Annotated in this window: 23 protein-coding genes; 5 read left to right on the plus strand and 18 right to left on the minus strand. The window is 63.5% G+C overall.

Features of this window, described 5'->3' with window-relative positions:
• Window positions 1-64 precede the first annotated feature (64 nt).
• Together fabB and fabA are read right to left on the minus strand one after the other, a co-directional pair.
• Entirely contained in the window at window positions 65-1,282 is a 1,218-nt protein-coding gene (fabB, locus tag JHL16_RS31565; RefSeq protein ID WP_137854537.1) for a beta-ketoacyl-ACP synthase I, read from the minus strand.
• 17 nt (window positions 1,283-1,299) lie between these two features.
• Window positions 1,300-1,815 carry a 3-hydroxyacyl-[acyl-carrier-protein] dehydratase FabA gene (gene fabA, locus JHL16_RS31570; RefSeq protein ID WP_137854538.1) on the minus strand — a complete coding sequence of 172 codons (516 nt, stop codon included), beginning with the start codon at window positions 1,813-1,815 and terminating at the stop codon, window positions 1,300-1,302.
• Window positions 1,816-1,990: 175 nt separating this feature from the next.
• On the opposite strand from fabA, the gene irrA reads away from it, so the two are divergent.
• Entirely contained in the window at window positions 1,991-2,401 is a 411-nt protein-coding gene (irrA, locus tag JHL16_RS31575) for an iron response transcriptional regulator IrrA (RefSeq protein WP_137854539.1), read from the plus strand.
• Here the strand turns inward: irrA and JHL16_RS31580 are convergent.
• The 3 genes from JHL16_RS31580 to JHL16_RS31590 form a co-directional block, all read right to left on the minus strand.
• Window positions 2,398-2,802 carry a plasmid maintenance toxin (PemK-like) gene (locus JHL16_RS31580; protein WP_200188825.1) on the minus strand — a complete coding sequence of 135 codons (405 nt, stop codon included), beginning with the start codon at window positions 2,800-2,802 and terminating at the stop codon, window positions 2,398-2,400. The two genes, irrA and JHL16_RS31580, sit on opposite strands and share 4 nt — an antisense overlap.
• Before the next feature lie 30 nt (window positions 2,803-2,832).
• On the minus strand, window positions 2,833-3,075 hold the full coding sequence (locus tag JHL16_RS31585; protein WP_200188826.1) for a type II toxin-antitoxin system prevent-host-death family antitoxin: 243 nt from the start codon (window positions 3,073-3,075) through the stop codon (window positions 2,833-2,835).
• Between the two features lie 116 nt (window positions 3,076-3,191).
• Complete coding sequence (locus tag JHL16_RS31590) at window positions 3,192-3,803, minus strand: SH3 domain-containing protein (protein WP_137854541.1); 612 nt, start codon at window positions 3,801-3,803, stop codon at window positions 3,192-3,194.
• Between the two features lie 181 nt (window positions 3,804-3,984).
• Here JHL16_RS31590 and JHL16_RS31595 point away from each other — a divergent pair, with 181 nt between their 5' ends.
• Both JHL16_RS31595 and JHL16_RS31600 read left to right on the plus strand, forming a co-directional pair.
• Window positions 3,985-4,974: a 2-hydroxyacid dehydrogenase gene (locus tag JHL16_RS31595; RefSeq protein WP_137854542.1), complete on the plus strand. Its 990-nt coding sequence runs from the start codon at window positions 3,985-3,987 to the stop codon at window positions 4,972-4,974.
• A 1-nt stretch (window position 4,975) separates the two neighbouring features.
• Window positions 4,976-5,623 carry a LysE family transporter gene (locus tag JHL16_RS31600; protein ID WP_200188827.1) on the plus strand — a complete coding sequence of 216 codons (648 nt, stop codon included), beginning with the start codon at window positions 4,976-4,978 and terminating at the stop codon, window positions 5,621-5,623.
• A 3-nt stretch (window positions 5,624-5,626) separates the two neighbouring features.
• On the opposite strand, the gene JHL16_RS31605 is transcribed toward JHL16_RS31600, so the two are convergent.
• The 7 genes from JHL16_RS31605 to JHL16_RS31635 all read right to left on the minus strand — a co-directional run bounded on the left by JHL16_RS31605 (window position 5,627) and on the right by JHL16_RS31635 (window position 12,891).
• On the minus strand, window positions 5,627-6,631 hold the full coding sequence (locus JHL16_RS31605; protein ID WP_137854544.1) for a hemolysin family protein: 1,005 nt from the start codon (window positions 6,629-6,631) through the stop codon (window positions 5,627-5,629).
• Entirely contained in the window at window positions 6,628-7,095 is a 468-nt protein-coding gene (gene ybeY, locus JHL16_RS31610) for an rRNA maturation RNase YbeY (protein WP_200188828.1), read from the minus strand. Before ybeY ends, JHL16_RS31605 begins: the two co-directional genes overlap by 4 nt.
• Window positions 7,092-8,069, minus strand: coding sequence for a PhoH family protein (locus JHL16_RS31615; protein WP_137854546.1), 978 nt, complete (start codon window positions 8,067-8,069; stop codon window positions 7,092-7,094). The genes ybeY and JHL16_RS31615 overlap by 4 nt, the downstream gene beginning before the upstream one ends.
• A gap of 101 nt (window positions 8,070-8,170) precedes the next feature.
• A complete protein-coding gene (gene miaB / locus JHL16_RS31620) occupies window positions 8,171-9,517 on the minus strand; it encodes a tRNA (N6-isopentenyl adenosine(37)-C2)-methylthiotransferase MiaB (RefSeq protein WP_200188829.1) in 1,347 nt (448 codons plus the stop codon).
• A 60-nt stretch (window positions 9,518-9,577) separates the two neighbouring features.
• On the minus strand, window positions 9,578-11,266 hold the full coding sequence (gene betA, locus JHL16_RS31625) for a choline dehydrogenase (protein ID WP_200188830.1): 1,689 nt from the start codon (window positions 11,264-11,266) through the stop codon (window positions 9,578-9,580).
• 16 nt (window positions 11,267-11,282) lie between these two features.
• Complete coding sequence (locus JHL16_RS31630) at window positions 11,283-12,719, minus strand: purine-cytosine permease family protein (RefSeq protein ID WP_200188831.1); 1,437 nt, start codon at window positions 12,717-12,719, stop codon at window positions 11,283-11,285.
• A gap of 1 nt (window position 12,720) precedes the next feature.
• Window positions 12,721-12,891: a hypothetical protein gene (locus tag JHL16_RS31635; RefSeq protein ID WP_200188832.1), complete on the minus strand. Its 171-nt coding sequence runs from the start codon at window positions 12,889-12,891 to the stop codon at window positions 12,721-12,723.
• A 120-nt stretch (window positions 12,892-13,011) separates the two neighbouring features.
• Here JHL16_RS31635 and JHL16_RS31640 point away from each other — a divergent pair, with 120 nt between their 5' ends.
• A complete protein-coding gene (locus tag JHL16_RS31640) occupies window positions 13,012-13,935 on the plus strand; it encodes a LysR family transcriptional regulator (protein WP_200188833.1) in 924 nt (307 codons plus the stop codon).
• A gap of 3 nt (window positions 13,936-13,938) precedes the next feature.
• Here the strand turns inward: JHL16_RS31640 and JHL16_RS31645 are convergent, their stop codons facing one another.
• The 5 genes from JHL16_RS31645 to JHL16_RS31665 all read right to left on the minus strand — a co-directional run bounded on the left by JHL16_RS31645 (window position 13,939) and on the right by JHL16_RS31665 (window position 18,512).
• Window positions 13,939-14,709, minus strand: a complete 771-nt coding sequence (locus JHL16_RS31645; RefSeq protein WP_200188834.1) for a lysophospholipid acyltransferase family protein — start codon at window positions 14,707-14,709, stop codon at window positions 13,939-13,941.
• Window positions 14,706-15,809 carry a tRNA (adenosine(37)-N6)-threonylcarbamoyltransferase complex dimerization subunit type 1 TsaB gene (gene tsaB, locus JHL16_RS31650; RefSeq protein ID WP_200188835.1) on the minus strand — a complete coding sequence of 368 codons (1,104 nt, stop codon included), beginning with the start codon at window positions 15,807-15,809 and terminating at the stop codon, window positions 14,706-14,708. Before tsaB ends, JHL16_RS31645 begins: the two co-directional genes overlap by 4 nt.
• A 66-nt stretch (window positions 15,810-15,875) precedes the next feature.
• Window positions 15,876-16,433 (minus strand): NifU family protein, encoded by a 558-nt coding sequence (locus JHL16_RS31655; RefSeq protein WP_137854553.1) that lies wholly within the window; start codon window positions 16,431-16,433, stop codon window positions 15,876-15,878.
• An 89-nt stretch (window positions 16,434-16,522) separates the two neighbouring features.
• The gene (gene trpS / locus JHL16_RS31660; RefSeq protein ID WP_200188836.1) at window positions 16,523-17,560 is read right to left on the minus strand and encodes a tryptophan--tRNA ligase; all 1,038 of its coding nucleotides are present in this window, start codon (window positions 17,558-17,560) and stop codon (window positions 16,523-16,525) included.
• Between the two features lie 28 nt (window positions 17,561-17,588).
• Window positions 17,589-18,512 carry a LysR family transcriptional regulator gene (locus JHL16_RS31665; RefSeq protein ID WP_200188837.1) on the minus strand — a complete coding sequence of 308 codons (924 nt, stop codon included), beginning with the start codon at window positions 18,510-18,512 and terminating at the stop codon, window positions 17,589-17,591.
• Between the two features lie 75 nt (window positions 18,513-18,587).
• Between JHL16_RS31665 and JHL16_RS31670 the strand changes: the two genes are divergently transcribed.
• On the plus strand, window positions 18,588-19,259 hold the full coding sequence (locus tag JHL16_RS31670; RefSeq protein WP_200188838.1) for a GNAT family N-acetyltransferase: 672 nt from the start codon (window positions 18,588-18,590) through the stop codon (window positions 19,257-19,259).
• Here the strand turns inward: JHL16_RS31670 and murJ are convergent.
• Window positions 19,249-20,829 carry a murein biosynthesis integral membrane protein MurJ gene (gene murJ / locus JHL16_RS31675; RefSeq protein ID WP_200188839.1) on the minus strand — a complete coding sequence of 527 codons (1,581 nt, stop codon included), beginning with the start codon at window positions 20,827-20,829 and terminating at the stop codon, window positions 19,249-19,251. The two genes, JHL16_RS31670 and murJ, sit on opposite strands and share 11 nt — an antisense overlap.
• Window positions 20,830-20,861 lie beyond the last annotated feature (32 nt).

Below are 20,861 nucleotides of genomic sequence, written 5' to 3' on the forward strand. Positions count from 1 at the left end.
TCCAGGCCGAAACCGCCCGGTGCGCTGAAATCAAATTCAAAGAATTGCCGCCTGCTCCCACACGCTATCCGTTGTAGCGCTGCAGGGCCAAAGTAGCGTTGGTGCCGCCGAAACCGAAGCTGTTCGAGATCGCCACATTCACATCCACATTGTCACGGCGCTGGCGGACGATGGGAATGTCGGCGAATTCGGGATCGAGCTCCTCGATATTGGCGCTCTCGCAAATGAAGCCGTTCTTCATCATCAGGAGGCAGTAGATCGCCTCCTGCACGCCGGTCGCGCCCAGCGAATGGCCGGTCAGCGACTTGGTGCCGGAAATCGGCGGAATGTTTTTGCCGAAGACTTCGCGAATGGCCTCGATCTCTTTCTTGTCGCCGATCGGGGTCGAGGTCGCATGCGGATTGATGTAGTCGACCTTCTCCTTCACGGTGGCGAGCGCCTGGCGCATGCAGCGCGCCGCACCTTCGCCGGAAGGCTGGACCATGTCATAGCCGTCCGAGGTGGCGCCATAACCGACGATCTCGCCATAGATCTTGGCGCCTCTCGCCTTGGCATGCTCGAGTTCTTCGAGCACCACCGTGCCGGCGCCGCCGGCGATGACGAAGCCGTCGCGATTCTTGTCATAGGCGCGAGACGCCGTGCCCGGCGTCGCATTGAACTTGGTCGACATGGCGCCCATGGCGTCGAAGAGGACCGACAAGGTCCAATCGAGCTCTTCGCCGCCGCCGGCGAACATCACATCCTGCTTGCCCCATTGGATGAGCTCGGCGGCATTGCCGATGCAATGGGCCGAGGTGGCGCAGGCCGACGAGATCGAATAATTCACACCCTTGATGCCGAAGGGGGTCGCCAGCGTCGCCGAATTGGTGCTCGACATGGAGGCCGGCACCGCGAAGGGGCCGACGCGCTTGGGGCCTTTCTCGCGCGCCGTGTCGGCGGCGGCGACGATAGTGCGGGTGGAAGGGCCGCCCGAACCCATGATGATGCCGGTGCGCTCGTTCTTGACGTCGCTTTCCTCGAGACCGGAATCGCCGATCGCCTGACGCATCGCCACCCAGTTCCAGGCGGCGCCATCACCCATGAAGCGGCGGACGCGGCGGTCGACCGCGCTGTCGAGATCAAGAGTGGGGGCGCCATGGACCTGGCAGCGGAAACCGAGCCTGGCGTAATCCTCGGCCTTTACCACACCGGATTTGGCCTCCCGCAACGATGCCAGGACTTCCTGGGCATTGTTGCCAATGCTCGAAACAATACCAAGACCGGTAACGACGACACGGCGCATGACGGTTTTAGCCTCCCTCAGGCCTTTGCGGGCAAGAACAAGCCGACGCGAAGATCAGCCGCTGTATAGATAGTCTCCCCATCAGCCTTGAGAAGACCATCGGCGATGCCGAGATTGAGCTTGCGCAGAATGACGCGCTTGAGGTTCACGACATATTCGACCTTCTTGACCGTAGGTACGACCATGCCGGTGAATTTCACTTCGCCGACGCCCAGCGCGCGGCCCTTGCCGGGGGCGCCCAGCCAGCCCAGGAAGAAGCCCAGCATCTGCCAGAGGGCATCGAGGCCGAGGCAGCCCGGCATGACCGGATCGCCCGGAAAATGCGGCGGGAAGAACCAGAGATCGGGCTTTACATCCAGCTCTGCGACAATCTGGCCTTTTCCGAATTCACCGCCGTCTTCGGAAATATGGGTGATGCGGTCGAACATCAGCATCGGCGGCAGCGGCAATTGGGCATTGCCCGGCCCGAACAGGTCTCCCCGGGCACAGGCGATCAACTCATCATAAAGAAAACGCGATTTCCGTTCGGCCATCTGTTCCGCTATTCCGCTCCCCGCTCTCAGTCCAACACCGCGAACAGCTTCCTAACATACCGATCCCCGGCATGAAAGGCGAACGGTTCGGTCACCAAAATACCCCTTTTCGGCACCATTGCAGGCACAGGGTGATATTCGCTATACTTATTACGCTGGATTAAAAGGGTATTTGATGAATTCCGAGACTGTTGCGACGAGATTGCGCGGGGCGGGGCTTCGCCCAACGCGTCAGCGTCTGGCGCTGGCCGAGATCCTGTTCGGATCAGGCGATCGCCATATCACGGCCGAGCAGCTGCATGCCGAGGCGGTCGCCGCCGCGGTGCCGGTATCGCTCGCCACCGTCTACAACACGCTCAACCAGTTCACCGGCGCCGGTCTCCTGCGCGAAGTCGCCATCGAAGGCGACCGCACTTATTTCGATACGAATACGTCCAATCATTATCACTATTATGTCGAGCGCGAGGGCCGGCTGTTCGACATCGCCTCCGACAATCTGACCATCAAGGGCCTGCCCGAGCCGCCGCCCGGCATGGAAGTCGGCCGGATCGACATCATCGTCCGGCTCAAGACCCGCCAGAACTAGAAGCTGCCGGGTACGATCCGCGCTCTCTGGCGTTCCCGATTGTCCAGATAGGATCGGGCTACTCTCGCTAATGATGTCGCTGGGATACGCCCGTAAAACGGCGAGGACGGTTTGCGACCAGGCACCGGCCGGATATCCCGGCCTGGCCAGATGAATGAGTTCGCCTCGGTCGTGACAATCCACGAGGGCACATCGTCCAGCCCGAGTGCGAGCTTCGTTGCGGAAGGGAGCTCCACCGCTTCTGACACCAAACGTGGCTTCACATGGGTGATCGCCAGAACAAGCACGCGCAATTGCGCGTCGTCGGCAACGACTGCCAGTGCAAGCACCAATGCCGGACGGTCGTTGATGCCTTCCTCGCGCCCGCTCGTCGGCCCAAAGATATGAATAGCGAATGACACTCCCGCGCTCGGGGCGGGGAAGTCCCATTGCTATTTGCCCTTGGTCGCCGTGGCTTCGATATCGGCGAGAAACGCTTCCGGCGTGTCGGCAGCCAGAAAGCTCTCCTGATCCCGCCGTTTCAGTCGCTCATATTCCTCGATCGAGATCAGCACATTGCGGGCGCGACCATTCTTGGTCACGACGACGGGCTGCGCCAATGCGATATCGCTGAAATGAGAGAACTGCCGGGCGAGTTCCCCTGCCGTTGCTGTAACTCGCTTGGGTGACGCCATGTGCGGATCCCCTGGAAACAAGAGATTTGCATTATACGTAAAATATGTATTCTACGCAATATACGCAATTATCCGACCGACAGGCGTCGGGCATCAGTCCAATCGCAGCTAGACGCTTATTTCTCGATCTGCTCGCCCGGATAGGCGCCCCAGAGCATGGCCTGGGAGATCCAGCCCTGATAGCCGGAGGCACTGAGGCTGCACCAATCGCCGGTGCAATCCTCGATCGTCGCCACCACGCCGGCCTTGACCATGGCAACCAGTCCGGCGGCATTGGTCGGGCTCGCATACATCGGTACGGCTTCCTGCTTGCGCCAGGGCGCCACCAGCGCCATGCGCTTGCCGGACAGCATGCTCTGATAGACCCAGCCCTCATCGCCGTCGCTGTCGCGGATGCGCCGCCAGTTCTCGAACTCGGCGGTGATTTCGACCGGCAGGCCCTTGCGCTGATAGACCCAGGCGACCTGGTGCTCGCTCGAGGGTCCGCGCCGGACATTGATCTTGTCGGCCTTCAGGGAAACGAATCGGGGCAGCGGCAGGCCCGAGGGACCTTTGGCCTTGTCGATCGGCGTCGTTGATCCGGTGATGTCGGCAGCCGCCTTGGCCGAGCCGGGCCCGTCAGGCTGACCGGCCGCCAGCGACCACGCCGTTGCAGCGGCGATAGCAATACATGCTATCCCCAGAATCGCAGGTCCGATTCTGCGCCGCGGCGCGGCAGTCTTGACCATATGCATTCCCCTCGGTCGATGCACGGCCGTTTCCGGCTCCGGGCTTGTCTTTGCCATGCCCTCTGCTAGACAGCAAATGTCGTCTACACGAGCCGGATAACGGTACTATAAACCTTCCGCCTAGCCTTGGCTATGCAAGGTTAAGATTATCTCAATGGCCGGCCTCGCGGAGTTACATTTTATGTCCAAGCGCAAACCCCTGGTCATCGTCACCCGCAAACTGCCCGATGTGGTGGAGACCCGGATGATGGAGCTGTTCAACGCCAAGCTCAACTCCGACGACCATCCGTTCAGCCGCAACGAGTTGATCGAAGCGGTCAAGCAGGCCGAAGTGCTGGTGCCGACCGTCACCGACCGAATCGACAAGGCGGTGATCGGCCAGGCCGGCGACCAGTTGAAGCTCATCGCCAATTTCGGCACCGGCGTCGACAATATCGATGTCGAGACCGCGGTCGCGCGCGGCATCACCGTCACCAACACGCCGGGCGTCCTCACCGAAGACACCGCTGACATGACCATGGCGCTCATCATGGCGGTGGCCCGGCGCATCACCGAAGGGGCTGCCGTCATCGGGCCCGACAACAGCTGGCAGGGCTGGTCACCGACCTGGATGCTCGGTCATCGCATCTGGGGCAAGCGGCTCGGCATCATCGGCATGGGGCGCATCGGCCAGGCGGTCGCCCGGCGCGCCAAGGCCTTCGGCCTCCAGATTCACTATCACAACCGCAAGCCGGTCCATCCCAAGATCGCCGAGGAGCTCGACGCGACCTACTGGGAAAGCCTCGACCAGATGCTGGCGCGCATGGACATCGTGTCGGTCAATTGCCCGCACACGCCCGCCACCTATCACCTGCTCTCGGCGCGCCGCCTCAAGCTCTTGCGCAAGGACGCGATCATCGTGAACACGGCGCGCGGCGAGGTGATCGACGAAAACGCTCTGGCCCGCATGCTGGAAGCCGAGGAACTGGGCGGCGCCGGCCTCGACGTGTTCGAACACGAGCCGGCGGTCAATCCGCGCCTGCTCCGGGCCAAACGCGCCGTGCTCCTGCCGCATATGGGCTCGGCGACGATCGAGGGCCGTGTCGACATGGGCGAGAAGGTCATCATCAACATCAAGACCTGGGTCGACGGACACAAGCCGCCTGATCGCGTTCTTCCTTCCATGCTGTAATGTGACCCCCGGCCTCGAAAGCCTTCTACCATTCGCCGCCTTCTGGCTGGTGGCGGTGCTGACGCCCGGCCCCAATATGCTGCTCTTCACCTGGCTCGCGGTGAGCGCGCCACGCAAGGTGGCGGTGGCGGCCGTCGCCGGCATCCAGAGCGCCATGCTGATCTGGGCCTTTGCCGGGCTGTTCGGCCTCGCCTGGTTCATCGAGCGGTTTCCCGGCGCCTTCCGCGCCGTCCAGGTGGTGGGCGGGCTCTATCTCATCTGGCGCGGTTTGGCACTCGTGCGCTCAGCCTGGACTGGCGGGCCCGGGGCGCTCAGAACCTTGCGCCCGGCCCAGGACTTCACGCCGCAAAGCGCCTATCGCGCCGGCTTCCTCACCAACATGTCGAACCCCAAGACGCTGGCTTTCGTGGCGAGCCTGTTCGCCACCACCTCGGTCATCCACGGGCCGCTGTGGCTGGGATTCATCAGCGTCGCGCTCATGATCGCCATGTCGCTCAGCTACTATCTCGCCTGCCTGTGGCTCTTCACGAGGCCCGGTGCGCTCGCCGCCTATGCGCGCTCGGAACGCGCCATCACCGGCGGCGCCGGCGCGATCTTCGCCTTCTTCGGCCTGCAGCTACTGGCGAACGGACTGCAGATCTGGCTCTGACGGCTATCCCGTCGTGTCCTTCTCTGTCGGGACCGGCTCCACGGCCGCCTGCGGCTCGGGCTCCGGCCGCGCGGGACGGATCTTCACCCGCTTGACGCGACGCGGATCGGCGTCGAGGACTTCGAATTCGACACCGCTGTTGTGACGCAGCAACTCGCCGCGCACCGGCACGCGGCCGAACATCGAGAAGATGAGGCCGCCCAACGTGTCGGTCTCCTCGTCGCGCTCCTCGGGGAGGAAGTCGACGCCTAAAAGCTGCTCGAGTTCCTGGAGATCGGCGCGGGCGCTGGCGGTGAAGGTGCCGTCGCCATTGCTGACGACCAGTTCCTCATCCGAGTCATGTTCGTCGGAGATATCGCCGACGATCTCTTCGACCAGGTCCTCGATCGAGACCAGCCCGTCGGTGCCGCCATATTCATCGACCACGATGGCGATATGGATATGCGTCGACTGCATCTTGATGAGAAGATCGGCGGTCGGCATCGAGGGCGGCACGAACAACACCTCGCGCACGATGCCGATTGCGTTCACCTCGATGGCGAGATCGGTCGCCGACAGCGACAGGCCGGCGAGCACCGTGTCCTTGCCGTCCTTGGCGCCCTTGCGGCGGCGCGTCTTGGCGCCCTTCTGGGCCAGCCAGCGCACCAGATCCTTGATGTGGATCATGCCGGAAAGATCGTCGAGCGTTTCGCGATAGACCGGCATGCGCGAATGATTGGCGTCGATGAAACGCTCGAGCAGGTCCTTGATGGTGGCGCTGCTCTCTATCGCCACGATGTCGGCGCGCGGCACCATCACGTCATCGACGCGCAGATCGGCGAATTTGATGAGGTTGAGCATCATCGACTTCGCCTCGGCGCGCATCATGTCGGCCGGATTCTGCGCGTCGTGGCTGGCGATGACGCCTTCGAGGCTCTGCCTCAGCGTGGCGTCGCGGTCGGGCGAGAAGAGGCCCTTCAGCCTGGAAAACAGGCTGTCGGGCTTGGGAGAGGGGCCTATGTCGCTCATGAGTTGTACGGGTCCGGCACGCCGAGACCTTTCAGGATGGCGATCTCCGTCGCCTCCATGCGGCTGGCGTCCTGATCCTCAATATGGTCGAACCCCAGGAGATGCAGGGTTCCGTGGACGATGAGATGGGTTAAATGTGACGTCAATGTCTTTCCTTGTTCCTCCGCTTCGCGGGCCACGGTTCCGGCGGCCAAGATCAGATCGCCGAGCGGCCTCGCCTCTCCCTCAGGGAGATCATGCACGGCCGGCGCGGGAAATGACAGGATATTGGGCGCATAGCCCTTCCCGCGCCATTGTGCGTTCATTGTAGCCGCCTCTGCGTCGCCCGCAAAGAGCACGCTTATTTCGACATTTTTGTCCCTGCCGATATGGGCCAGAGTGGCCTGGATGGCGCGTTCGGTGAGGGATCCAAGATCCGCGACACGCGCCCACGCGTCGTCGGCAATATCGATGGCGGCGATCATTTTGTGCCGCGGGAGCCCTGCGCCTTCTGGCCGTGCTTGTCATAGGCGGTGACGATGCGGCCGACCAGCGCGTGGCGCACGATATCAGCGGCGGTGAAGGCGACATGCGAAATGCCTTCCACCGATTGGAGAATGGCGAGCGCGTCGTCGAGACCGGAATGGACGCCGGACGGCAGGTCGATCTGCGAGGGATCGCCCGTCACCACCATGCGGCTGCCCTCGCCAAGCCGGGTGAGGAACATCTTCATCTGCTGCGGCGTGGTGTTCTGCGCCTCGTCGAGAATGATGAAGGCGGAAGCGAGCGTGCGGCCGCGCATGAAAGCGAGCGGCGCGATCTCGATCAAATTCTCGGCAAGGCCCTTCTGCACCAGCGGCGCCGGCATCACATCATAAAGCGCGTCATAGAGCGGGCGCAGATAGGGGTCGACCTTCTCCTTCATGTCGCCGGGCAGGAAGCCCAGACGCTCACCCGCCTCGACCGCGGGGCGCGACAGCACGATGCGGTCCACTTCACCGTTCATCAAGGCTGCGGCGGCGCAGGCCACCGCCAGATAGGTCTTGCCGGTGCCGGCGGGGCCGGTGCCGAAGACGAGCTCATGGGCGCGGATGGCCGTGACATAGGCCTTCTGCATCGGCGTCCTGGGCGTCACCAGCTTGCGCTTGGTCCGCACCGCCGATTCGTCCGCCGCCACATCGCCGTTGGTCGTGAGATTCATCCGGATGGCACCTTCGACATCGCCGCGCGCGACCTCGAGCCCACGCCGCACCCGCTCATAAAGCGAGGTCAGGACCATCTGGGCATTGTCGCGGGCATTTTGCGGTCCCTTCACCGAGATGCGGTTGCCGCGCGGCGTGATGTCGACGCCCAGGCGGTGCTCGATGAGGGCCAGATGCTGGTCATGCTCGCCGAAAAGGGGCGCCAACAGGCGATTGTCGTCGAAAACCAGCGTGGTGATGTCACGATCTTCTGTCATGGGGCCGGATTTCTGGCCGGCCGCGTCACGGGCATTGGCGCGCGCACTCAATGAGAAGCTGCTCCTTCGGCTGGGGTTCTGGACTGGAGAATCACTGACATTCAGGGATGAATATGGGCCGAAAGGGCGTTCGATCCAACTGCGTCGATGGTCACGTTCACCATGTCCCCAATAGCATGTCCCTTAGCGTCAAGATAGACGCCCTGCAGATAGGGTGAACGACCGATCAGCTGGCCCGGATGACGGCCCGGCTTTTCCAGGAGAACCGGCATCTGGCGGCCGAGACAGGCCTGGTTGAAGTCCTTCTGCTGGGTTCCGAGCAGCGCCTGGAGCCTGGCCAGGCGATCGGACTTGACCTCCTCAGGAACCTGATCGGCCCGGTCGGCGGCCGGTGTCCCTGGCCGCGGCGAATATTTGAAGGAGAAGGCACCGGCGTAACGGACCTCCCGGGTAACCGCCAGGGTTGCCTCGAAATCGGCCTCGGTCTCGCCCGGGAAGCCGACGATGAAGTCGCCCGACACGGCGATATCGGGCCTGGCTTTGCGGATGCGGGCGATGAGCTTCAGATACTCCTCGGCGCGATGGCCCCTGTTCATCTCCTTCAGCACCCGGTCGCTGCCGGCCTGGATGGGCAGATGCAGATAGGGCATCAATTTGGGATTCTCGGCATGGGCCTCGATGAGATCGTCCGACATGTCACGCGGATGCGAAGTTGTGAAACGCAAACGTTCAATGCCATCGATGCGTGACAGATGTGTGATGAGCCCGGCGAGCGAGGAGATCTCACCGTCCGGTCCGGCGCCATGATAGGCATTCACATTCTGGCCGAGTAAGGTGATCTCGCGCACGCCCGCATCGACAAGGGCACGTGCCTCGGCCTCGATCTGCGTCACGGGGCGGGAGAATTCGCTGCCGCGCGTATAAGGCACCACGCAGAAGCTGCAGAACTTGTCGCAGCCCTCCTGCACGGTGAGGAAGGCGGTGACGCCGCGTTTGGGCAGCGTTCGCGCCAGATGCGCAAACTTGTCCTCGGCCGGAAACTCGGTCTCGACGACGGCTTTGCCCGTCGCCACACGCGCCTTGAGGAGATCGGGCAGACGGTGATAGGTCTGCGGACCGAAGACCAGATCGACCGACTTTTCGCGGCGCACGATCTCCTCGCCCTCGGCCTGGGCGACGCAGCCCGCCACCGCGATGACCGTTTCGCCGCCCTGCTTCGCCCGTTCCTGCTTGAGCAGGCGCAATTTGCCGAGTTCCGAATAGACCTTGTCGGCCGCTTTTTCGCGGATATGGCAGGTGTTGAGGATGATCAAATCGGCCTCTTCCGGCCCCGCCACGGCTTCGTAGCCGAGCGGACCCAGGAGATCGCCCATGCGCTGGCTGTCATAGACATTCATCTGACAGCCATAGGATTTGATGTGGACCTTCTTCACGCGCCTCTTTTCCATCTCCGGAAGCCGCGCGTGATCTAGACCATTTCCCCCCGTCTGTGAACCGGCCCGGCCGGATCAGGCCGGCGACAGCGGACGCAGGGGCAGGCCCGGGCGCTGGCGGCTCTGCCAGCCCTCCGCCAACCCGACCGGCGCATTGGAGGCCGGGAGCAGCGGGCGGCCGCGCAGAAGATCGGCGGCGCGCTCGGCCAGCATGATGGTCGGCGCGTTCAGATTGGCATTGGGCTCGCTTGGGAAAACCGAGGAGTCGATGACCCGGAGACCGGAAAGCCCACGCACCCTGAGCTCGCTGTCGACCACCGCCATTCCGTCTTCGCCCATGCGGCAGCTGCCACAAGGATGATAGGTGGTCTCCATCGTCCGGCGCACGAAGTCATCGATCTCATCATCGCTCTGGACATCGGGACCGGGCGCCACCTCGTCACCCCGATAGGGATCGAAAGCGGGCTGCGCGATGATCTCGCGGGTGAGCCGCACACAACGCCGGAAGCCCTCGCGGTCCTCCTCGCGATCGAGATAATTGAAGAGAATGGCCGGGTGCTCATTCGGATCGGCCGAGCGCACCCGCACATGGCCGCGGCTCTTCGGCTTATTGGGGCCGGTCAGCACCATGAAGCCATGGCCGTCGAGCGGCTGCTTGCCGTCATAGCGCATGGCGGCGGGCAGGAAGTGATACTGGATGTCGGGCCAGGCGACGGACACGTCCGAGCGGATGAAGCCACCCGCCTCGAAATGATTGGTGACGCCGAGGCCGCGCTTGAACAACAGCCATTCGAGCCCGATGCGCAACCGGCCCAAGGGCCCCATATGGCCGTTGAGCGTGATCGGCTGCTTGCAGGCATATTGGATGTAGATCTCGGAATGATCCTGCAGATTCTCGCCGACGCCCGGCAGTTCGTGCACGATCTCGATGCCGGCGGCATTGAGCACCTGGGCCGGGCCGATGCCCGAGCGCTGCAGGAGATGCGGCGAGCCGATCGCTCCCGCCGCCACGATGACCTCGCGCCGGCAGCGGGCCTGACGAAGTGATCCGTTGACGGAGTATTCGACGCTCTCGGCACGGCCCTCGCCGATGATCACTCTGTGCGTCAGGGCATGGGTGACGACACGCAGATTTGGCCGCGCCATCGCGGGACGCAAATAGGCATTGGCCGTCGACCAGCGCACGCCGTTCTTGACCGTCATATGCATCGGGCCGAAGCCCTCCTGCATATAACCGTTCGGATCGGTGGTCATCGAATAGCCGGCCTCCTGCCCCGCCGCCACGAAGGCCTTGCAGAGCGGGTTGGCCATGTCGTTGCCGCTGTTGACATGGAGCGGCCCGTCTTGACCGCGATAATCGTCACCGCCGCCGGCGAAGGTCTCGGCCTTGCGGAAATAAGGCAGGCAGTTTCTATAACCCCAGTTGCGGGCGCCGAGCTTCTCCCATTCGTCATAGTCGTGAGCATGCCCGCGCATATAAACGAGGCCGTTGATCGACGACGAGCCGCCCAGCACCTTGCCGCGCGGACAATGGATGCGCCGCCCGTTAAGGCCGGGCTCGGGCTCGGTGTAATAACGCCAGTTGTATTTGCTGCCATTCATCGGGATCGAAAAGGCGCTCGGCATCTGGATGAAGATGCTGCGGTCATTGCCGCCGAATTCGAGCACCAGCACGCTCGTCGCCGCGTCTTCGGTCAGCCGGTTTGCGAGGACGCAGCCCGCCGAACCGGCGCCGATGATGATGTAATCATAGATGTCGGACATGGCCTCGCTTCACTTTCTATGATTGCGGATAGTCGCCCCAGCCGCGCCGGCGCACCCAGGCCCAGGTCAGGAGCACATGCACGAGGCCCGCCGCCACGCAGGACGGGATCGAGGCGGTGAGATAGACGAAGACCGGGGCATGGCTCAGCGTCTGCGGGTTGAACACCCAGACATAAACGATGAAGCCGACGGCGAGTGCGATCAGCCCGGCCGGATTGAAGCCCTGCCAGAAGCGATAGGCCGGATCATGCGGGCTGGCGAAGAGCGCTCTCAGATTGAGCCTCTGCTTGCGCAGGAGGAAGAAGTCGGCGATGCCGATGCCGGTCAAGGCGCTGTTCAAGGCCGATGTCCAGACCAGGAACTTGAAGAAGCCGTCATAGATTCCGGGCATGAACAGGACGAGGAACAGCGGCACCAGGCAGAAGAGCAGCGCCAGCACTTCCCAGCGCATGGCGCGTAAAGACCCAGTGCCGACCTGACGCAGGCCGATGACCGATGTGTAGAGGATGTTGGTCATGCTGGTGATGTTGGCGAAGGCGACGAAGGCCAGCGCGATGATGCCGATGGTGATGCCGCCGATCTGTGCCATCCAGATGGTGGGATCACTGTTGCCGAGCGCCACCGCGGCGAGAAGGCCGACGGTTTCGCCCAAGGCGGCGGCGCCGAAGATGCCGATGAGATTGGGCCACATCGCCGTGCGCTCGGTCTTGGTGAGGCGCGCGAGATTGCCGACATAAGGCCACCAGGACATGCCGGCGGCGATATTGACCTCGATCGCGATGATGAAGTTGACCGTGTTGTCCTCGAAAGGCGGATCAAGCGCCTTCATCGCCATCAGATCGGCGAAGGAGTGCTTCGACAGGATCAGCACCATCATCACGACCATCAGCGCGAGCAGCGCCGGCGCCACGACCATGTTGAAGAACTTGATCGAGGTCGGCCCCTTGGCGACGATGAACCAGGTGAGCAGGATGGCGCCGACCGCGGCGACGAGCACCGAAAGGCCTGAGCCGCTTTGCGGCGTCGCCGCGGCGCCGGCCGCCAGCCCTTTGAGGCCCTCGATCGAGCGGCCGAACATAAGTCCCAGCACCGCGAGCCAGCCCATGGTGAGGAAGACCACGGCGAGGAAATAGACGACGCGGCTGCCATTGGCGCCGAACATGCTGCGCAGGAAGACGAATTGCTCGATGCCGTAACGCCCGGTCGCCACACAGGTGGCGAGCGCGGTCAGGACGACGCCGATGATGTTGCCGATCACGATGGCGGCGATGCCCTCTTTCGGGCCGACAAACAGCCCGACGGCGCCGCCGATCAGAAAGGCCCAGGTGGCGATCGCCAGGGCCGAATTCGCATAGGTGAATTCCCAGAAGCCCCAGAGTCTTTCAGAGGGCAGCAAGGGCGCATCGCCGCGCTCGGCGGCCAGCTGGAACTCGTCCGTCTCGACGCTCGCCATGTCAGCGCCCCCAGAGCCAGAAGCCGGCGACCAGAGCGACGCTCAGGAGAGTCATCGCCCAATAATCCAGGGCGGTCAGACGGCCGGGGAGCTTTCCCGCGGCTTCCAGGTCTTCGTAAAGGGCGATCCGGCGGTCGAGCTCATGCGACCAGGCACTGGCGGGGTCCAGCATTGCGATTTCCTTCCCTGATTTGAGGCTTAAGCCCTGTCTTTTGGGTCAGAGAAGGACAGCAAAGGTCGTTGCGTTGAAAAAGATATATCTTTCTACGTTTACATATCAGATTATCTATGAATGTCCGCCGCCCTGCCCAGAAGCCGCCGCACCCTCAGCGACACGGATCTCCGGCTGCTGCGGGTCTTTGCCGAGATCGTGCGCCATAATGGCTTCTCGGCCGCCCAGGACAGCCTCGGCATGACCCAGGCGACGATCTCGCTCCATATGCGAAATCTCGAGGAGCGGCTGGGACTGAGGCTGTGCGAGCGTGGCCGCAGCGGCTTCTTCCTCACCGCCGAGGGCAAGCAATTGCATGAGGCGGTGCGCGATCTTTTCGGCTCGATCGAACATTTCCTAACCGCCGTCAGCGACATCCAGGGCGAGCTTGTCGGTCGGCTGGCTTTCGGCACGGTCGATGCGATGGAGAGCAATCGGACGCTCGGCCTCGATCAGGCGATCGGGGATTTCGCCAAAGCGGCGCCCAAGGTGCTGCTCGATATCGACATCGCCACGCCGCAGGCCTTGATGCAGGGCCTGCTCAGCGGCCGCTATCAGATCGTGCTGGTGCCGGCGCAGCCGCGCGCCCAGACCATGCAGGCGATCGACGTCTTCGCCGAGCGGCAGAATCTTTATTGCGGGCGCGGCAATTCACTCTTTTCCGTCGCCGACGCGGAGCTGACGCCCGAATTGCTCGCCGGCCAGCCTTTTGCCGGGCGTTCCTATATGCAGGAGGCGCCGATCTGCGGCGTCGACTTCCACTGGCATGCCGTCACCGCCCATATGGAGGGAACGCTGCTGATGCTTCTGTCGGGCGCCTATATCGGCTTCCTGCCGGGCCACTATGCCGAGGCTTCGGTCCGTGCCGGTGCGTTGCGCGCGCTGGCGCCCGACCGGATGACCTATGACGACACATTCCAGATCGTGTTCAGCCGCGAGCGCGCCAATCGCGCCGCGCGGCTTCTGGCGGAAGCCATCCTGCGCCATTGCAAAGGGGCCGCGTGACGATCAGGCGCGGACGCCCGACAAGGACTCGATGAGGCCCTTGCGCACCATATCCTCCGCCTGCTTCGCCAGAAGCTTGCGGTTGCCGGCCTCGGCGATGGTGAGAGGCTTGTGGCAGATGACGTCGACCTCGATGGGGCCGAGCGCCAGCGCCTGCCAGAGATGCGGGCCCATCTCCATGTCGCCATACCAGGCGAAATAGGGCCGGCGGCGGCGCAGCATGGGGGCGCCCCAATGGCCGCGATAAGCGAGCGTCACCGGCTGCACCACCACATCGGGCCGTTCGGCGGCGGCGAAATAGGCGCTCTTGAACGGCAGCACGCGATAGCCGTCGCTCGATGTGCCTTCGGCGAAAAGGACGAGCGTCTCCTTGGCGGCGAGCCTTTCCTGCATCTCGTCGCGCGAGGCGCCGGTCGTGTGACGGCGGTCGCGATCGATGAAGACGGTGCGCTGCAGGCGCGCCAGCGTGCCAAAGCCCGGCCAGTTATTGACTTCCTTCTTGGCGATGAAGGAGAGCGGCGTCACCGCGCTCAAGACCGTGATGTCGATCCACGAGACGTGATTGGCGGCAATGAGGCAGGCTTTGTCGCGCACCGGTTCGCCGATGATGTTGATCTTGACGCCGAGCCAGCGGGTGACGGCGCGATGATAGACATGCGGGAAGCGCCGGGCTCCTCGCGCCGACAGCGCAATCAGCGCGCGCTGAACCGGCAAGCCCGGAAGCGTCATGGCGACAAAGCCCGCAAGCTTCACCGCGGCGCGGAGGGTCGTCATGCGTCAAGCGCCTTCATCATCACGATCGCATCCTCGCGCTTGCCACCGGGCTTCTCATAATAAGCCTTGCGCCGTCCCGTCACAGCGAATTTCTGCTCGGCATAGAGCGCGCGCGCCGCGTCATTGCCCGCCGCCACCTCGATGAAGAGCTGCGCCAGACCCGCCTGGCGTAACTCAGCGGCCAGATGAGACATGAGTTTTTTGGCGATCCCGCGACGGCGGGCGAATGGCCTTGTGCCGATGGAGAGGATTTCCGCCTCACCGGCCGCCTGGCGCGCCAGAAGAAACGCCACGGGCTCGCCGCCGTCAATGGCGACAAAGCTGAGCGCGCCCGGCATTGCCATCAGCTTGGCGAATTCGGTGGCGCTCCAGGCATTGTCGAAACATTCGGCATGCATCGCCGCGAGGACCGGGGCCTCATTGACCGATGCGGGACGCAAGGTCACGGCAGCCGTGTCGGCGGCCACCTGATGTTGCGGCTTGGCGTCGGGCGGACGCAGATAAAGCGGCTCGGGGGCAAGCTCGGACAGAGGGCGTGTTGCACAGAGCCTCGCGAAATTCTTCGCGTCCGGCATCTCACCTTGGCTCAGCCGGATCAGCCGCCCTTCCGGCGCTGCCGCGATCAGCGCCTCGGCGCCGGTGCCGAGTACGAAGCTCCGGCCTTCCGGCAGCCGGCGCGCCGCTTCGGCGACCGGCAGCACCATCGGGGCCTCGCCGGTTGCGCGCAGAAAATAGATCTCGTCGCGGCGCGCATCGGCGGCGATCACCAACGGCGTCTTGTCGGAGCCTGCATTGGCGGCGATGGCGGTGAGCGTGTCGAGGCTCGCGATCCTCACATCGAGCGCCAGAGCGAGGCCCCGCGCCATGGCGATGCCGGTGCGCACACCGGTGAAAGTGCCGGGTCCGAGCGTCACGCCGATGCGAGTGAGATCGCGGAAGGCGATCCCCGCCTCGTCCATGACTTGCTTGATCATCGGCGCCAAAGCATCGGCATGGCCGCGCTCCATCATCACGAAGCGCGACGCCAGCACACGGCCCGCGGCCATGTCATAGGCCGCGGCCGAGCAGGCGGCCAGGGATGTATCGAAGACCAACAGCATGCGGGCGACTTATCGCATGATCCGCAACAGAAGAAAGCGGGTTTCGCGAAACGCCCGTGCGCCGGATCAGACCGGGCGGACCTCGGTCACTTCCGGAATGAAGTGGCGCAGCAGGTTTTCGATGCCGTGTTTCAGCGTGGCGGTCGAACTCGGGCAACCCGAGCACGATCCCTTCATGTTCAGGAACACGACGCCGTCATGATAGCCCTGGAAGGTGATGTCGCCGCCATCCTGGGCCACTGCCGGACGCACGCGCGTGTCGAGCAGCTCCTTGATGGTGGTGACGATCTCCTTGTCGGCTTCATCGAAATCTTCATCCGACGGCAAGTCACCGGCGGCCGGCTTGGCGAGCATCGGCGCGTCGGCCAGGTAATGCTCCATGATGAGGCCGAGGATCGCCGGCTTCAGATGCTGCCACTCGCCGTCCTTCTTGGTGACGGTGACGAAATCCTGGCCGAGGAACACGCCGGATACGCCCTGGACCGAGAACAGGCGTTCGGCCAAAGGCGATTCCACTGCTTCGCCGGCCGAGCGGTAATCCCGCGTGCCGCCCGGAAGCACAGGCTTGCCGGGAATGAATTTCAAAGTGGCCGGATTGGGGGTGGCTTCGGTCTGGATGAACATGGGCAAATCCTTTCGAGGGCTTGAAAGCCGCTCACCGGGCTAATTTAGAATGATTTTAAGCTGTGTCAAATCCCTTGGGGGTAAACCCCTCAGGCCGACACGAAGCCGACAATCTCCTTCACCTGCCGAAAGATCGGGGACGCGATCGCCCGCGCCCGCGCCGCGCCATCGGCCAGGACCCCATCAATATAGGTGGGATCTTCCTCAAGCCTACGTTTTTCGGCAGCGATCGGGCTCAATTTCGCGACCGCCAGGTCGATCAGCGCCGGCTTGAAGGCCGAGAATTGCGATCCGCCGAATTCCTTCAGCACATCGGCCGCCGTCTTGCCGGCCAGCGCCGCATAGATGCCGACCAGATTGTCGGCCTCGGGCCGGCCCTTCAGTCCTTCGACCTCGCTCGGCAAGGCGTCGGGATCGGTCTTGGCTTTCCGGAACTTCTTGGCGATGGTGTCGGCATCGTCGACGAGATTGATGCGGGCCAGATCGGAAGGATCCGACTTCGACATCTTCTTGGTGCCGTCGCGCAGGCTCATCACGCGGGTCGCGGGGCCGGTGATGAAAGGCTCGGGCAGCGGGAAGAAGCCGTCCTTGTAGCCGGCCGCTTCGATCTCGCCGGCGTAATCGACATTGAATTTCTGCGCGATATCGCGGGCGAGCTCGAGATGCTGCTTCTGATCGTCGCCCACCGGCACATGGGTGGCGCGATAGAGCAGGATGTCGGCGGCCATCAGCACCGGGTAGTCATAGAGGCCGATCGAGGCCGCTTCCTTGTCCTTGCCGGCCTTCTCCTTGAACTGGGTCATGCGGTTGAGCCAGCCCAAGCGGGCCACGCAATTCAAGATCCAGGCGAGCTCGGCATGATGGGCGACCTGGCTCTGGTTGAAGATGATCGAGCGCTTGGGATCGAGGCCGCAAGCGAGATAGGACGCGGTCACGTCGCGGATATGCCGGCGCAGATCCTTGGGCTCCTGCCACAGAGTGATGGCATGCAGGTCGACCACGCAATAGATGCATTCATGCGTGTCCTGCATCTTGATCCAGTTGACCATGGCGCCAAGATAATTACCGAGATGCAGATTATGGGTCGGCTGCATGCCGGAAAAGACGCGAAGTGTCGGAGCGGTCATTCGTGGATTCCCTTGAAAGCGGGGCTGCTTATGCCCGCAAAATCCGGTCAAGTGAAGGGCCGTCGAGCGGGCTCCCCGACAGGCCTTCCAGCGCTGCAATGACCGCCTTGAGCGCCCGGTCCGGCACCTTGTCGCGGCGCAGGACCAGGCCGAGGCGGCGTTCGAGCCGGGGAACGAGGCTTCTGACCGCGAGCCCTTCATGGTCATCAGCCACCGCCATGGCGGGAACGATGCTGGGGCCAAGCCCGGCTCCTACCATTTTCTTGATCGCCTCGATATTGCCGAGCTCCATGCCGGGTTTCGCCAATTCGCCGCCCTGGCGGAACCATTGATCGATGAGCCCCCGCGAATTGCCGGCCGTCTCGTAGAGCAGAAGCGCCTTCCGGCCGGCGAAGAATTGCGGCGTTACGTCTTCGGACGGCGCGTCGGCGGCCGCGAAGATCGCCACCAACTCGTCGGTGACGAGCGGCGTCACCGCGAAGCTGCGGCCCTGCGCCGGCAAGGTGACGACGGCGGCATCGAGTATATTGTCGCCCAGCGCCGCGAGGATCTCGGCCGAATTGCCGGTGCGGACGGTGATTTCGATCTCAGGATAGCGCTCCTTCAGGCGGCGCAGGACCGGCGGCAGCAGGTGGATGCAGGCGGTGGCGCCGGTGCCGAGACGCACCTGGCCCGACACGCTGCCGGCCTGGTCCGCCAGCACACGCAACGCCTCATCGAGGGTCGCCTCGATCTCGCGCACGAAGCCCAGAAGCGTCGTCCCCGCCCTGGTGAGCGTGGCCTTCTTGCCGACCCGCTCGATGAGCCTCAGCCCGACCGTCTGCTCGAGCTCGCGGATACGCAGGCTGACTGCCGGCTGGGTGAGGCCGAGCTTGCGGGCGGCGGCAAGGAAGCTCCCCGATCCAGCCACCTCGGCCAGGGTCTGCAGCTGGCTGAGACTCGGCCTCTGCATTCAAATATTTCCTTATGCTTCGTATAAATAGTATAAATTTTACTTTCGATGTAAGCGAGCGCAATCGTCCGGCCCATGGACGTCGCGCGGGAGATCAGGGAATTTCGTGCCGAAGCCTGGCGCTATCTCACGGGTTCGGCCCGCTCGCGCTGGCGGCAAAAGGCCCTGCTCCGCGAGATCGAGCCTCACCATCTGATCGATATCGGTATAGACCCTTTCACCATGAAGCCGCTCACCTCCCCGCCCGCCTTGCGCCCCGCGACCGAAGCCGACTTGGAGTCCATCCAGCGCATCTATGCCGATCACGTCGCCCATGGCCTTGCCTCCTTCGAGGAGACGCCGCCCGGCATCGAGGAGATGCGCAGCCGATTCCGCACGCTCAAGAACCAGTCCTTCCCCTATATCGTCGCCGAAAGAGAAGGCCGGGTCCTGGGCTACAGCTATGCCGGGCCTTATCGCACCCGCTCAGCCTATCGCTTCACCATCGAGAACTCGGTCTATGTCGATCGCCAATGCGCCGGCCAGGGCATCGGCCGCGCCCTTCTGACGGAGCTCATCGTCCTTTGCGAGAAAGGATCGTGGCGCCAGATGATCGCCATTATCGGCAATAGCGGCAACAACGCCTCGATCGCGCTCCATGAAAGCCTCGGCTTCCGCCTCGTCGGCGTCCTGCGCGAGGTCGGCTTCAAGCACGATCAGTGGGTCGACACGGTGCTGATGCAACGGGCGCTGGGGCTCAACCGTTAGAATTGGGCGCCGGACCACGGCGCGTCATCTTGCGGAGCTCGTCGAACTTCATCGCGCCGAAAACATGGGCGCAGATGAAATAAACGACGACGCCCAAACCGACGAGACCCATGAGCACGAGAGCCCGCAGCCAGAGCGGATGGCCATCGGTGAAGATAGGTGCGGTGAAATAGAACGCGCCCAGAAGGACGGCACCCATTGCGAGGCTCGCGGCGATGATGCGCGGCAGACGGCGGCGCAGGCGCTCATCGGCGGTGAAATGGCCATGGCGCGCCAGCGTGACGCCCAGCAAGGTCGCATTGACCCAGGCGGCGAGCGCCGTCGACACCGCGATGCCGACATGGCCGATGTAACGCGACAGAACGAAGCTCGACACCACATTGATCACCACCGAGGTGATGGCGAACATCATCGGCCGCTTGGTGTCTTCACGCGCGAAGAAGCCCGGCGAGAACACCTTGTTGATGACGAAGGCCGGCAACCCCATGGCGAAAGCGGCGAGCGCGTAAGCCGTGGCAACCGAGTCGCTCCTGGTGAAGACGCCATGCTCGAAGCAGACATTGACGATGGCGAAGGGAATGGCGATCAGCGCGATGGTCGCCGGCAGCGTCAGGAACAATGCGAATTCGAGTGAGCGGTTCTGGCTCAGAACCGCGCCGGCCTCGTCGCCGGCGCGCAATTTGCGCGACATTTCCGGCAGAAGCACGACGCCGATGGCGACGCCGACGACCCCCAGCGGCAATTGATAGACGCGGTCGGCGTAATAGAGATAGGTAACGGCGCGGTCGATGGTCGTCGCGATCATCGTGGCGATCAGGATATTCACCTGCGTGATGCCGCCGGCGATGACACCCGGTATGCCGAGCCGGATCAGCCGTTTCGCATCGGGCGTGAGCTTCGGCCATTTGAGGCGCATGCGCATATTGGCGCGGCTGCAGGCGACACAGAGCAGGATGAATTGCGCGACGCCGGCGGCGCATACGCCCCAGACCAGCGCGTATCCCGTCATGGCACTGTCGCCCCAGCCCATGTAGTGCACGAACAATAAGGTCGCGATCATCACCAGATTGAGCAGGATCGGCGCGCAGGCCGCCGCCACGAAACGGCGCAGGCTGTTGAGCACGCCCGACTGCAGCGCGGTCAGCGACATGAAGAGCAGATAAGGAAAGGCGATGCGGGTGAGATCCACCGACAGGTCGAACTTGTCCTGATCGCCGGTGAAGCCGGGGGCGATCACATACATCAGCAGCGGCATGGCGATCTGGGCCACCGCCGTGAAGAACAAAAGCCAGACGAACATCACCGCGAAGATGTCCTCGGCGAAGCCGCGCGCCTCGGCCTCACCGCCGCCTTCGAGCTTCTTGGCGAACATCGGCACGAAAGCCGAATTGAAAGCGCCCTCGGCGAAAAGCGAGCGGAACAGATTGGGGAAGCGGAAGGCGACGACGAAAGCCTGCGCCACCGGCCCGGTGCCGAGCACGGAAGCGGTCAGCATATCGCGGATGAAACCCGCCGCGCGGCTCACCAGAGTGAGCCCGCCTACGGTCGCTGCCGATTTGAAGAGGGACATGAAATGGTTCTATTTGGCTAAGCGGATTCCCA

This window comes from Taklimakanibacter albus (genome assembly GCF_016595235.1).
Lineage (GTDB): Bacteria > Pseudomonadota > Alphaproteobacteria > Rhizobiales > Aestuariivirgaceae > Taklimakanibacter > Taklimakanibacter albus.